We start from the raw sequence: 12,716 nt of genomic DNA, 5'->3' as shown, positions 1-12,716 counted from the left end.
GAGAGGTCAGTAGCAGAGGCGGACCCAGCCAGCAGGCCGTGGGTGCGCAGTTTCCCCAAAGTTCGGAACCAGCTTCTTGTTGGGGACAGCTGCAGGAAGCACACATTGTGCATGGTCATTCGGGGTTTCCCGTTTCGGTCCGCCTATCCCCCTTATTAGCGTCGGGCATTTGTGCCCTTTTTAGCCATTGATTTCCCTTGAATTCTGCTGGCTCTAATTGTTGTGCCCAAATTCCGGCAATTCAATCACCATGAAAGGAGGTGAACCATGCCAAAGCGCCTCAAGGACCTCCGGTTCTTCAAGAGCACCGACGCTCCCAAGGACCGCACGCTGTTCAACGGTCAGTTGGCCGACCAGAAGCGTGAGGACGTCTACGTCGTCCTGCACCAGATGGGACTCATCCGCTGATTCCCTTCAGCAAGTTCGAAGGGAAATCCTGATGTCACACATTCACGATCATCCTCCAGGAGCCCACGCGGCGACGCGTGGGCTCCTGCCTTTAACCCGTGAGTTCCTTGCCCTGGGTTCGTGGTCGGTGGGCCGCCTCCATGACCGGACGGTATGCTCGATTCCATGCAGGAGACGACGCCGCACCGGCAGCGAAAGCGTGCTCGCTTAGTGGTTCCGAGCCGGAGCGACTCCTTGCTTCGCAACTTCACGGAACTCGTAGGCGGCCCCCTCGGTCAACACTCATCACCCGGGCGGATTTCCCCCGGACCGTTCACCGCTGAGCGGGTCCTCATCATCCTGACTGTGTGTGCTGCCCTCCTTGCCGTCCTGGTGAAGGACTACTGCCGGGTCAATGGCTGGCAAACACCCGTGCAGTTCTATGCCACCTGCTATTCCGACTTCCCCGAACTGTTCCGCAACCGCGGCTTGGGTGATGGCGTCTTTCCGTTCTTCACGCAAGGCAGTCTCTTCGAATACCCCGTGCTCATGGGGATCATCGCCGGTGTGACGGCACTGTTGGTGCCCGGTCAGGGGACAGGCAACGAACGGATCCTGGGCTACTTCGACGTCAATGCGACGCTGATCGTGGCGGTGTGGATTGTCACTGTCCTTCTGACGGCAAGGATGAGCAAACGCCGTCCCTGGGATGCCGCCATGGTGGCAGTCGCACCGGGAATCATTCTGGCCGGCTTCATCAACTGGGACATGTGGGCAGTGGCCCTCCTCGCCCTTGGAATGTACTTCTTCTCCCGCGACAAGCTGATCCTCGCAGGAGTCTGCATTGGGCTGGGTACGGCCACGAAGCTGTACCCGGTGCTGATTCTGGGGGCGGTTTTGGTGCTGGCCCTGCGCAGCGGCCGGTTGCAGGCATTCTTCATCACGGCATCCGCCGCCGCGGCCTCGTGGCTGGTAGTCAATCTCCCCATTGCGGCCATGAACCCGTCAGGATGGCGCTACTTCTTCGAGTTCACCCAGGAGCGCCCTGCCGGTTACAGCTCCCCGTGGTTCGCGTTCAACCTCGTAGCGGACAGGCTCCAACAACCACAGCTGACTGCGGAGACCATCAACTCGTTGGCTTTGTATCTGTTCGTTCTGGCGTGTGCGCTGATTGGTGCTTTGGCCTTGGTGTCCCCGCGTCGTCCCCGCATAGCCCAGCTGGCGTTCCTGATCGTTGCAGCCTTCATCCTGACCAACAAGGTGTACTCACCGCAGTTCGTCATCTGGCTCATCCCCCTGCTTGCCCTCGCCCGGCCGCGCTGGCGGGACTTCCTCATCTGGCAGGCTGCAGAGGGACTGCACTGGGCCGCTATCTGGATGTATCTCGGCCAGGCGACCAGCGGTGGATCCGTGCAGCACAACATCGACATGCCCTACTACGTCCTTTCCGTGCTGCTGCATATGGCAGCGACTGCATATTTGATGGCACGCGTGGTCATGGACATCTGGATGCCCGCACAGGATCCCATTCGCGCGTCTGGGGCCGACGATCCCCACGGTGGCCCGTTCAACCACACGGCGGACTGGCTACGGATCGACCTGTGGCACCCTACATTGTCGGTGCTCCCATGGCGGGCCCGGACGGCAGCTCCCCGGGCGGCTCATCCACACCGGAACGCTACGGCACCCCCGAAGGTTTCAGCACCTCACGCGGCAGAGGCCGGCAGCGATGGCTGACGTGGCCGTCGTAGGTTCCGGCCCGAACGGACTTGCCGCTGCGGTGGTCATGGCACGCGCGGGCCTGGACGTCCAGCTGTACGAGGCGGCAGCCACGATCGGCGGTGGAACGCGGACAACCGAGCTGATTGAGCCCGGTTATCTGCACGACGTATGCTCCGCCGTACATCCAATGGCCCTTGCTTCGCCGTTCTTCCGTGCGTTCGAGCTCCCGAAAAGAGTGGAGCTGCTTCTTCCGGAAGTGCAACACGGAACGCCCCTGGACGTAGGCGGCGCTGCGCTGGCGTACCAGTCGCTGGAGCGGACTTCAATGGAACTTGGCGTTGACGGTCCGGCTTACCGACGCCTCATGGCTCCGCTGCTGGACCACGTGGGCGGGGTAATGGACTTTACGGGCAACCAGTTGCTGCGAATGCCCCGTGATCCGATCGCAGCGCTTCGGTTTGGGCTCGCGACGCTGGACCAGGGAACGCCCTTATGGGGGCGGAGATTCCAGGAGGAAGCCGCACCGGCTTTGCTCACTGGCGTGATGGCGCATGCCGTGGCGCCATTGCCGTCGCTCAGTGCCACGGGAGCCGGGTTGTTGCTGGGTGTTCTTGCCCACGCAGGGGGCTGGGTGATCCCTGTGGGCGGATCGGCATCCATAGCCGCCGCTATGGCAGAGGACTTCACCGCGCACGGTGGGACCATTCATGCCGGAATTCGCGTGGAAACGCTGGATCAGGTCAGGCCCGCGAAAGCCATCATGTTGGACGTCGCGGCGCCGGCCTTGCTGCGGTTGGGCGGCGCCGACATTCCTGACAGGTACCGCTCAGCGCTGGAAGCATTCCGCTTTGGGAATGCTGCGTGCAAGGTGGATTACATCCTCTCTGAGCCTGTCCCCTGGCTGGCTCCGGGACTTCGAAAAGCCGGGACCGTCCATGTTGGCGGCTCGCGGCTTGCCATGGCCGAGGCAGAGAACCTGGTGGCTGCCGGCAAGCACCCCGCGGACCCATATGTCCTGGTGTCCCAGCCATCTCTGGTTGATTCGTCCCGGGCACCCACCGGCAGGCATGTTCTGTGGAGCTACTGCCATGTCCCGCAAGGCTCGGATGTGGACATGACCGAGGCAGTGACAGCCAGGATCGAAAAGTACGCACCCGGCTTCCGGGATGTGGTTGTTGCCTCGAAGGCCACGACGGCGGTGGATCTGGCTTCGTACAACGAGAACTATGTTGGGGGCGACTTCAGCGCGGGACTGGTGGACATGCGCGGACTCCTGCGGCGGCCTGTCCTGTCCACGGTTCCCTGGCGCACACCTCTCCCCGGCGTCTATTTGTGCTCTTCCTCCACGCCGCCCGGTCCCGGTGTAACTGGCTTGCCCGGATACCACGCAGCAAAACATGCACTCAGGGACATATTCCAGATGCGGGTACCCGGGCTGGGCTTGGCATAGCTCGCCTTAGTTGGCGACCGTGAAGCGTGCACGGCGGTAGGCCGGGCTCTCTATCTCGTCGAGCATGGCTACGGCATAGTCCTGGGAGGAGATGCTGTTGCCGGCGGGGGAATCCTTGGCCACCGTGTAGTCGCCAGTGCGTTCGCCCGGCTGGATCAGGGGTGCCGGAGCCAGGACAGTCCAGTCCACGGACTCAGGAGTCTGCTTGACGGCTTCGAGAGCCGTGGCTGCAGTTGTTGCCTCAGCCCGGTAAGCCTCGGGGAAGTCTGGCGAATCGAGCAGCCGCACGCCATCAATCTCCAAGGTACCCGCGCCGCCAACAATCATGAGCCGGGTACCTTCGGCGTTGCTGTAAGCGGTGGCCATGGCATCGAGCCATTCTGCATGGTCGCCGCCGGTGCGGCTGGGACCTGCAGCCAGCACAACGACGTCGTGCCCTTTCGCCACCGACGCGAACGTCTGGCCGTCGGCCAAATCCGCTGCCTGGGCGGTTGCCCCGGCAACCTCGGCGCCCTTGCGGGAGATGGCGGTCACCTGGTGGCCGCGGGTCACGGATTCGTTGACGATCTGGCTGCCGACCATGCCCGTTGCGCCGTAAACTGCGATTTTCATGTCTCTCCTTGGGTTGCTATCCTTGCAATAACCCAAAGGTATCTACTGGATACTGATAGCTTCAAAGGAACCTAGTTACCTCATGGATACCAAAGACTTCCCAGCGAACATCCTGGACCCCAATTGCCCATCTCGCGTGATCTTCCAAAGAATCGGCGACAAGTGGGCGTCGTTGGTCATCCAGGTACTGGGCGATGGTCCCGTGCGTTTCTCCGAATTGCGGAAGATGGTCAGCGTTGTGACGCCGAAAGTTCTGACGCAGACTCTGCGGGCGTTGGAGCGGGACGGCCTCATCACGCGTACCGTGTACGCCCAAGTGCCGCCTCGGGTGGATTATGCGCTCACGGAGACGGGCGAGTCCCTGCTGCAGCCGCTCGGCATGCTGCGCCAGTGGGCCGAGAGCCACGTTCCCACCATCCTCGAGGCGCGCGACGCCTACGACGACGCCCAGGACGAGGCGCTCCTCGGCTCCCGATAGGGACGTTGCTCTCGTCTAGTTGGGCTGCCCGGACGGTTCCAACGCGCGGCTGAGGCGGCCGTCGCGCATGGTCGCGACCGCGTCGGTCAGGGGCAGGAACTCGGTGTCGTGCGTGACCATCACGGTGGCCGTCGAGAACTCGTCAGTGACTCGCCTCAGCAGCCGGACAATCGATTCGCTCCGCTCGTGGTCCAAGGCAGCCGTTGGCTCATCTACCAGAAGCACCGTGGGGCTGCCCATGAGTGCCCGCGCGATATTAACCCGCTGCCGCTGCCCGCCGGAAAGCTGATGCGGCCTTTTGTGTCCCACTCCCGCCAGGCCAACGACATCAAGCAACTCCTCTGCGCGCTGCTTGGCTGCCCGGACTGACTTGCCACGCAGATGATCAAGGATCAGCAATTGCTCGACGGCGGTCAGTGCAGGCAGCAGGTTGGGCTGCTGGAAGATGATGCCCACCTTGTCACGACGCAATGCAGTGCGTTCGGATTCCTTGAGGGCGGAGACGTCCTGGCCGTCGATCACCACAAGTCCGGAGGTGGGCGTCACGAGTGTTGCTGCCACGGCGAGGAGCGAGGATTTTCCCGAGCCGGACGGGCCCACCAAGGAGAGGAACTCCCCTCGGCTGACCTTGAGGTTCACGGTGTCCAAGGCCTTCAGGGTGGACCCACCGTCCGGGTATTCGAGGGACACGTTGAGCAGGGTAAGTGCGGAAGTCACGATGTATGCCTTTCAGGGAATGCTAGAGATTTAGTTGCCGCCGAGGGCCAGCAGCGGATCAACCTTGGTGACCTTACGGACGGCCAGGACGGCTCCGGCAAGGCCCAAGACGATGATCCCGAGTACGGGCAGCAGCGTGGTCAGCGGCGTGATAAGGAAAGGCGCTGCCTGGGCGGCGAAGAGACCCGCTGTAAGCCCGGCCGCTCCGCCCACGGCGGCCCCTGCCAACAGCACCAAACCGGCCTGTGCCAAGGCATCCCGCAGGACGTATGCAGAGGAACCCCCCATGGCCTTGAGTACGGCGATGTCCCGGGTTCGTTGCACCGTCCAGACCGTCAGGAAAGCCACGATCACCAGCGCGGAGATGCCATAAAGAAATGCCTGCATGAGCATGAGTGACCCGTTCTCGCTCTTGTAGGAGGCCAAGGCCTGGAACGAGCCCACGGTGTCGGCGCTGACCGTGCCTGCCGCCGCATTGGCGGCGTCGATGTCAACGGAAGCTCCGGCGTCGAACGTGACACCCAGAACCGTGGCCGTACCGGGAGTGGCATGCGCGATCTTTCGCCAGGTTTCGAGCGTTGTCCACACCACTCCGGTGTGCGAGTACCACTGGTCCTGCACGATCTTGGCGACAGTCAAGTCCGTGCCGCCCACGCTGACACGGCTTCCGGTCGCCAGTCCCAAATCCGAGGCCAGTGATTCACCCACCACCACGGTTCCAGCTTCGACGGGCGCCGGTGCGCTTCCGCCGTCCCCGCCAAAGACCGCCACGTTGGCCGTGCCGCTGGGCATTCCGTCTGTGCCCAGGGACTGGAACCGGGTTTGGCTGATTCCCAGTGCCTGAACCGATGAGACTCCCGGCTGTGACCGCCAGGCGTCGAGCTGACCCGATGAGACTTCCGACTCTGTGTACGACGCCGTGGGCTCGCCACCGGCTGGTGCGCCGAACACGATCTGCTGCACCGGTAGGGCGGCAATGGCCGATGTCGACTGGTTTCCGAGCCCGGCCGTGAGCCCGGACAGCATGACAAGCAGCAGCGTAATGAGTGCAACCACGCTGCCCATGAGCGCAAAGCGGCCCTTGGCGAAGCGGATGTCGCGGATGGCAAGAAACATCGGATTCCTTCGGTAGATTCGGGCTTGGTCCCGCTGTCATCAACTCTTCCGCCGCCAGGCTTCCGGGGCATCGGACGCCGGATGGATTGGCGAACGCCGTGGGGTTGAGGGGGCCATCAACCGATCGGTTGATTCGGGCTCCAGGCCGCAGAATTTCGCAGGTTAAGTCCCAGGCCGGGGATACGCTGGGAGGCATGCAGAACGAGCTGCGGAACGTCACGGGCGAGCCGCAGGAGAACCCAGCCGAGGCCCCCACCGGTGCCGCCACGATCCTTCGCGTGCTCCGCGTGAGCCTCCACGTCGGCTTCGCAGTGCTGTTGCTGGTTGCTGTGGCCCGTTTGTTGAGTGGCGTGGGCACTGCCGGGACGCCGACGGCTGTTGCCGTAGCTGCGGGCCTGGCGCTCTCGGCTCTGTTGTCGCTGGTGTACCTGGCCGGAACGGTCATGGAAAAGCGCCACGCAAGCGACCCCTCCCGGTTCAATCCCACGCCGTACGCGGGTTGGTGGCTAGGCGCAGTGATGCTTCTGTGGTTGTTGCTCCTGCTGGTCAGCAGCGACTTCGCATGGGTCGCCTTTCCGCTCTTCTTCTTGCAACTGCACCTGCTCCCCCGGCGGTATGCTTTGCCGGGCATCGCGGCGAGCACGGCTTTGCTGGTCGGCGCGCTCTGGTTCCACAGCAGAGGACTGGCCGACGGCGGTCTGCAGCTCGCAATGGTCCTGGGACCGGTGTTTGGGGCCGCCTTCGCCGTGGTCACCGGGCTGGCCTACCGGGCGTTGTTCCTTGAGGCCGAAAACCAGCGCATCGTGGCAGAGGATCTACGCCGGACCCGGGCAGAACTGGCAAGAACCCAACACGACGCCGGGATGCTGGCAGAGCGTGAACGGCTCGCCCGGGAAATCCACGACACCTTGGCGCAAGGCTTCTCCAGCATCGTCCTGATGGGCAGATCCGTGGAGAAGGCAATCGACGACGGCGAACTTCAAACGGCCAAGGAGCGGCTGGGAATCGTGCAGGACACGGCATCTGCGAACTTGGCCGAGGCCCGCAGTTTCGTGCGGGGCCTGCGTTCGCCGGATCTGATGGAGTCCAACCTGGTGGACACACTCCGCCGGCTTTGCGAAAAGACGGAGACTGAAGCCGCTGCCCGGGGAACGTTGCTGCGGTGCCGCTTCGAACTCGTGGGTACGCCGGTGGAACTTCCGAATGCGTACCAGACCACCCTGCTCCGGGCCGCCCAGGCCTCCCTTGCGAACGTGTGGGCGCACGCCAAAGCGCGCACCGCCGTCGTGACCCTGTCCTTTCTTGGCTCGGAGGTGACCCTGGACGTTTTCGACGACGGCATCGGTTTCGAGCCGTCGACGGCGGCCGGTACAGCGCGTGGCGACGGAACCGGCGTCGGGCTTAAGAGCCTGCGTGAGCGGCTGGCCGCGCTGGACGGACGCTTGGACATCGAGTCCGCACCGGGCGAAGGGACGGTGGTGGCCATTCGCGTGCCGCTGCCTGCCGAGGACGGTGCCGCATGAGCGACATCCGCGTCCTGCTGGTGGACGACCACCCCGTGGTGAGGGCCGGACTCCGCGCCATGCTGGCTGACTTCCCCGGCGTCACGGTAGTGGCCGAGGCCTCAGACGGCGATGCGGCACTGGCCGAATTGGGCAAGCTGAATACTCTCGGCGAGCCTGTGGACCTGGTGCTCATGGACCTCCAAATGGGTTCCGGCATGGATGGCGTTACCGCAACGGGAAAGATAAAAGCTGGCGAGGCCGGGACTCCCCCGCCGCCAGTCCTGATCCTGACGACGTACGACACCGACGCCGACATCCTCGCCGCAGTCGAGGCGGGGGCAAGCGGCTACATGCTGAAGGACGCACCCCCGGAGCAGATCAGGCAGGCCGTTTTGTCGGCAGCGGCGGGGCAAACTGCATTGGCTCCCGAGGTTGCTGCGCGGCTCATGGGCCGGATCCAGAACCCGATACCGGCGCTGAGTTCGCGGGAGATTGAACTGCTGGAACTCTTGGCCACGGGCCTCAGCAACCGGGCCATGGCCAAGCAGCTCTTCATTTCCGAGGCCACAGTCAAGACGCACTTGGTGCACATCTACGGCAAGCTCGGCGTGGACAACCGCACGGCTGCCATCGCCGTCGCTACGCAGCGCCGGATCATCCGCGGGCGCTGACTCGCCCAACTACGCTGCCGCCCGCCCAACCACGCTGATCTGTCCCAGCTGGGTAACCAATTTTGGTGAAACGGTTGACCTTTTGCCCAAGACAAGTGACGATTAGTGCACGTTTCGCTATGAGTTAGATCACAAACTATCACTCGTCGAAAGTTGGCCCCTCATGTCCGCACCCTCCTTGGGCCTGTCCAGCGCTGCCCCCAGCGGCACCGGACTCGCGCCAACCAACTCCGGCTTTGGCCGGACCAGCAGGAAGAAAACGCTCGCCAGGAAGGCCGCGTCCCTCGGCCTGGCATCGCTCCTCCTTGCTGGAACAATCCCCGCCCTGACCTTCGCAGCAGCCGCCACCGCTGCTCCCGGCGATCCCGTCGCCGTCAAAACCGTTACGCCCGAAGTGCCCGTTGACGCCGGAGGAGTACCCCTCGGGGCGGTGACCGGTTTCACTCGGTCCGGCAACGTCGTCGACCTTTCCACGGAGAAGGGCGCCATCCGCGTTACGTTCCTGGACGACGGCAACTTCCGCCTGGAAGCCGACCCCAGCGGCACGTTCACCGATCCCGCCAACACGGACCAGGGTGACCCGGCCAGGACCGCCAACATTGTGGTGGGCAAGGACAAGTTCCCCGGAGTCACTCCAACCGTCACTGACGGCGACTGGCTGGTCTTGAAGACGGCTAAGATCAGCGTCGAGATCAACAAAGCCACCACCCAACTGCGTGTCATCCGGGCGGACGGTTCGCTGGTCTTGGAAGAGTCGGCCCCCATCACTTTTGGCGCGAACTCGGCCACGCAGCACCTTGCCCAGCAGGACGGCGAACAATTCATCGGCGGCGGCATGCAGAACGGCCGCTCCGTTCACACCGGCGCCCTGATCAACATCGCCAAGAACTTCGACTGGGACGACGACGGCTACCCCAACGCCGTCCCGTATTACATGTCCTCCAAGGGATATGGTGTCCTGCGCGACACCTTTGCCCGCGGCTCCTACAACTTCGGCGGACAACCCAGCACCACCCATGAGGAAAAACGCTTCGACGCCTACTACTTCGTGGGCGACTACAAGCAGTCCCTGAACGCTTACACCACGCTGACCGGCAAGCCGATGATGCCCCCGGTCTACGCCCTGGAATACGGCGACGCCGACTGCTACAACCGCTCCAACCCGGGCTATTCGTCGTCCGGCTACGGCGATCCCGACGGCGCCAAGCAGCGCACGCCGGACGCCATCAAGACGGCACGGAAGTTCGTCGAGAACGACATGCCTGCAGGCTGGATGCTGGTCAATGACGGCTACGGCTGCGAGTACCAGCAACTCCCGGAAACCGTGAGCAACATCGAGGAAGAAACCGACCTCAAAGTGGGCCTCTGGACGCAGCGTTCCCTCACCAACCAAGAATACGAAGTAGGCGAGGCCGGAGTCCGGCTCCGTAAGCTCGACGTCGCGTGGGTGGGCCAGGGATACCGCCAAGCGCTCACCGGTTGCGAGGCTGCGCACGGCGGAATCGAACAGTACTCGAACGCCCGCGGCACTTCACTCATGGTTGAAGGCTGGGCTGGCTCCCAGCGTTGCGGCATGCAGTGGACGGGTGACCATTCAGGAAACCTCGACGCCGTCCGCTGGCAGGTCTCGGCCCTCACCGGAGCCGGAAACTCGGGGCTGGCGTTCACTACCGGCGATGTTGACGGCATCTTCGGCGGTTCCGCAGAGTCGTACGTGCGCGACCTGCAGTGGAAGGCCTTCGCACCGGCGCTCTACTCCATGTCCGGCTGGGCATCGACGGACAAGCGTCCGTGGCTTTACGGTGACCAGGCCACGGCCATCAATCGCCAGTACCTCCAGCTGCGCCAGCAACTCATGCCTTTCATTTACACGCTTGCCCAGGAGTCCTCAGCCACAGGCGTTTCGATGATGCGCTCCATGGCACTCGAGTTCCCCGAGCAGCAGTGGTCCTACGGCGCCGAGGCGAACAACCAGTTCATGCTGGGCTCCGATTTCCTGGTGGCACCTGTCTTCACCCAGACCGATGTCCGCAACGGCATATTTCTCCCCGAGGGTCAGCAGTGGGTGGATTACTGGACGGGCAAGCTCTACCAGGGCGGGCAAATCCTTAACGGCTACAACGCACCCCTTGATAGGCTGCCGGTTTTCGTTCGTGCCGGTGCGGTGATCCCGCAGGGCATTGTGGCCCGCAACGCGTCCTTGGTTCCCGAAGATTCCATGATCACCTTGGACGTCTACGCCAAGGGCCAGGACACGTTCAGGCTTTACGAGGATGACAAGGTCACCCGCGAGTTTAAGGACGGCAAGTCCTCCAGCCAGCTCTTCACCGTGGACGCACCGGGCACGGGCGACAGCAGCGTGAAGGTGTCCATCGGTGAGCGCAAGGGCGACTACACCGGCAAGGCCTCAGCCCGTCCTTACCAGCTCAAGGTCCATGCCGGTGCAGCGCCCAAGGAGGTGAAGATCGGCGGCACCAAGTTGGCGCAGCACACCGACCAAGCCGCCTACGATGCAGCAACCACCGGTTGGTATTTCGACGAGGCCAACAACGGCACCATTTGGGTCAAGACGGGTTCGCTCGCCTCGAACCAGTCCGCTACTGTGCAGCTCCAGCAGGCCGGCCCGCTGGGCGGCAAGAGCCAGGAAGTCACCGCAGCTGAAGTTCGAGTGACCACCGGCCAACAGGTCTTCCAGGACCAGGAAACCACAGTCACCGCGGCTTTCGTGAACACCGGAACCAAGGCCAAGACCAACGTGGTGTTGACGCCGGTCCTGCCCGAGGGCTGGACCGTAGTCTCTTCCTCCGGAGCAACGGCCGCAAAGGTCGAAGGCGGCGCGACAATCACAGCGACGTTCGTCATCAAACCTGGCTCCATCGCGAAGGCGGGTCAACAGACTGTCCGGGTCTCGGCGTCGTACGCTGCTGCTGACTCCAGCGCGCAGTCTGTGACTGGAGCCAACCAGATCTATGTTGCCTACGGCTCGTTGGCGGCTGCGTACAACACCGTTTCCGTGACCACCGTGGCGGGCAAGGCGCTTGGAAACTTCGACGGCGGAGGGGCCACCTTTGCTGCCGAGCAGCTGGCTGCCGCTCCGGTGCCGGCAGGCGGTGTCCGGCCCGGCAGTACGGTGACAGTGGATGCCGGAAAGCCAACGCAGGTTGACTACACCTGGCCTGCCGCAGGGCCGGATGTCCCCAACTCCGTGGCGTTGTCTGCCCAGACCATCTCCGTCAAGGGCAAGGGAACGCACTTGGCTATCCTCGGCTCGGCGGCTGTAGGCAATGGCACCAGCCCTGTGCTGACCCTGACATATGCCGATGGAAGCATGGAAAAACAGTCCATCTTCTTCCCCAACTGGTTGCAACCGTCGGTGCTGAACGGGGCCGTGCTCGCGGTGTCCGAGCAAGGCCGCAACAACGCCAACGGACCGTCCCCGGAATACACGCAATACAAGTACCAGGCGTTCTCCAACACTGTCAGGCTCAATCCGACCAAGGAACTTGCCTCTGTCACGCTGCCGACGGATACACGAGTGAAGTTCTTCGACTGGAAGGTGACGTCGCAGCCGTTGCCGGATGCTCCGCGCGGTTCGGTGTACGCGTCCGAAACGCCGTGGGTTCAAGCCCTCAACGGTTACGGCGTGATCGGCAAGAACGTAGCCAACAAGGACTCGGCCTCGTCCCCGGATAAGCCACTGGCCATCAACTACACGGATCCCGCCACGGGTCAGCAGCCGGTCTTCACCAAGGGCCTGGGCGTGCACGCAGCCTCCAAGATCACGTATTACCTGGGCGGTAAGTGCACCTCGTTTACGTCGCAGGTGGGTCTTGAGAGTGGCTTCGGCGGCAACATCATCTTCAAGGTCAATGCCGACGGCGTGAACAAATATCAATCTCGGACGTACACGCCTGGCTTCGCTCCCGAAGCGGTTTCCGTTGACCTGACAGGTGTGGCGTACGTGGAACTCGCGGTGGATCCGTCCGGTTCCATCAACGGCGCGCATGGTGTCTGGGGTGATGCAAAATTCACCTGCGCACCATAATCTGAGGTGCCCG

The 12,716-nt window shown here is 63.3% G+C and carries 10 protein-coding genes; 7 read left to right on the top strand and 3 right to left on the bottom strand.

What is annotated here, in order from left to right; all coding sequences use genetic code 11:
* The first annotated feature begins 267 nt into the window (after positions 1–267).
* From ACIQC5_RS15710 to ACIQC5_RS15700, 3 genes are all read left to right on the top strand, one after another.
* Complete coding sequence (locus ACIQC5_RS15710) at positions 268–408, top strand: hypothetical protein (RefSeq protein ID WP_400284159.1); 141 nt, start codon at positions 268–270, stop codon at positions 406–408.
* A 165-nt stretch (positions 409–573) separates the two neighbouring features.
* Positions 574–2,124, top strand: coding sequence for a glycosyltransferase family 87 protein (locus ACIQC5_RS15705; RefSeq protein WP_400284156.1), 1,551 nt, complete (start codon positions 574–576; stop codon positions 2,122–2,124).
* On the top strand, positions 2,117–3,559 hold the full coding sequence (locus tag ACIQC5_RS15700) for a phytoene desaturase family protein (RefSeq protein WP_400284153.1): 1,443 nt from the start codon (positions 2,117–2,119) through the stop codon (positions 3,557–3,559). Before ACIQC5_RS15705 ends, ACIQC5_RS15700 begins: the two co-directional genes overlap by 8 nt.
* Positions 3,560–3,565: 6 nt before the next feature.
* Here ACIQC5_RS15700 and ACIQC5_RS15695 read toward each other — a convergent pair whose 3' ends face one another.
* The gene (locus ACIQC5_RS15695; RefSeq protein ID WP_400284150.1) at positions 3,566–4,171 is read right to left on the bottom strand and encodes an NAD(P)-dependent oxidoreductase; all 606 of its coding nucleotides are present in this window, start codon (positions 4,169–4,171) and stop codon (positions 3,566–3,568) included.
* Positions 4,172–4,253: 82 nt separating this feature from the next.
* Between ACIQC5_RS15695 and ACIQC5_RS15690 the strand changes: the two genes are divergently transcribed.
* Entirely contained in the window at positions 4,254–4,649 is a 396-nt protein-coding gene (locus ACIQC5_RS15690) for a winged helix-turn-helix transcriptional regulator (protein ID WP_400284147.1), read from the top strand.
* A gap of 15 nt (positions 4,650–4,664) precedes the next feature.
* Here ACIQC5_RS15690 and ACIQC5_RS15685 read toward each other — a convergent pair whose 3' ends face one another.
* Positions 4,665–5,366, bottom strand: coding sequence for an ABC transporter ATP-binding protein (locus ACIQC5_RS15685; RefSeq protein WP_400284145.1), 702 nt, complete (start codon positions 5,364–5,366; stop codon positions 4,665–4,667).
* Between the two features lie 30 nt (positions 5,367–5,396).
* The gene (locus ACIQC5_RS15680; RefSeq protein ID WP_400284143.1) at positions 5,397–6,482 is read right to left on the bottom strand and encodes an ABC transporter permease; all 1,086 of its coding nucleotides are present in this window, start codon (positions 6,480–6,482) and stop codon (positions 5,397–5,399) included.
* Positions 6,483–6,676: 194 nt separating this feature from the next.
* Between ACIQC5_RS15680 and ACIQC5_RS15675 the strand changes: the two genes are divergently transcribed.
* The 3 genes from ACIQC5_RS15675 (at position 6,677) to ACIQC5_RS15665 (ending at position 12,703) form a co-directional block, all read left to right on the top strand.
* Complete coding sequence (locus tag ACIQC5_RS15675) at positions 6,677–8,005, top strand: sensor histidine kinase (RefSeq protein ID WP_400284140.1); 1,329 nt, start codon at positions 6,677–6,679, stop codon at positions 8,003–8,005.
* Entirely contained in the window at positions 8,002–8,658 is a 657-nt protein-coding gene (locus ACIQC5_RS15670) for a response regulator (protein ID WP_400284137.1), read from the top strand. The genes ACIQC5_RS15675 and ACIQC5_RS15670 overlap by 4 nt, the downstream gene beginning before the upstream one ends.
* Before the next feature lie 163 nt (positions 8,659–8,821).
* On the top strand, positions 8,822–12,703 hold the full coding sequence (locus tag ACIQC5_RS15665; protein ID WP_400284134.1) for an NPCBM/NEW2 domain-containing protein: 3,882 nt from the start codon (positions 8,822–8,824) through the stop codon (positions 12,701–12,703).
* Positions 12,704–12,716 lie beyond the last annotated feature (13 nt).

Origin of the sequence: Paenarthrobacter sp. NPDC092416, assembly GCF_044755025.1 — a bacterium.
Taxonomy (GTDB): domain Bacteria; phylum Actinomycetota; class Actinomycetes; order Actinomycetales; family Micrococcaceae; genus Arthrobacter.
The sequence above is the reverse complement of the archived record's forward strand: the minus strand, read 5'-3'. Positions and strand labels throughout refer to the sequence as shown.

Coding starts and splice junctions, on each gene's coding strand:
- ACIQC5_RS15710 (WP_400284159.1), top strand. CDS start 268: ATGCCAAAGCGCCTCAAGGACCTCCGGTTCTTCAAGAGCACCGACGCT.
- ACIQC5_RS15705 (WP_400284156.1), top strand. CDS start 574: ATGCAGGAGACGACGCCGCACCGGCAGCGAAAGCGTGCTCGCTTAGTG.
- ACIQC5_RS15700 (WP_400284153.1), top strand. CDS start 2,117: ATGGCTGACGTGGCCGTCGTAGGTTCCGGCCCGAACGGACTTGCCGCT.
- ACIQC5_RS15695 (WP_400284150.1), bottom strand. CDS start 4,171: ATGAAAATCGCAGTTTACGGCGCAACGGGCATGGTCGGCAGCCAGATC.
- ACIQC5_RS15690 (WP_400284147.1), top strand. CDS start 4,254: ATGGATACCAAAGACTTCCCAGCGAACATCCTGGACCCCAATTGCCCA.
- ACIQC5_RS15680 (WP_400284143.1), bottom strand. CDS start 6,482: ATGTTTCTTGCCATCCGCGACATCCGCTTCGCCAAGGGCCGCTTTGCG.
- ACIQC5_RS15675 (WP_400284140.1), top strand. CDS start 6,677: ATGCAGAACGAGCTGCGGAACGTCACGGGCGAGCCGCAGGAGAACCCA.
- ACIQC5_RS15670 (WP_400284137.1), top strand. CDS start 8,002: ATGAGCGACATCCGCGTCCTGCTGGTGGACGACCACCCCGTGGTGAGG.
- ACIQC5_RS15665 (WP_400284134.1), top strand. CDS start 8,822: ATGTCCGCACCCTCCTTGGGCCTGTCCAGCGCTGCCCCCAGCGGCACC.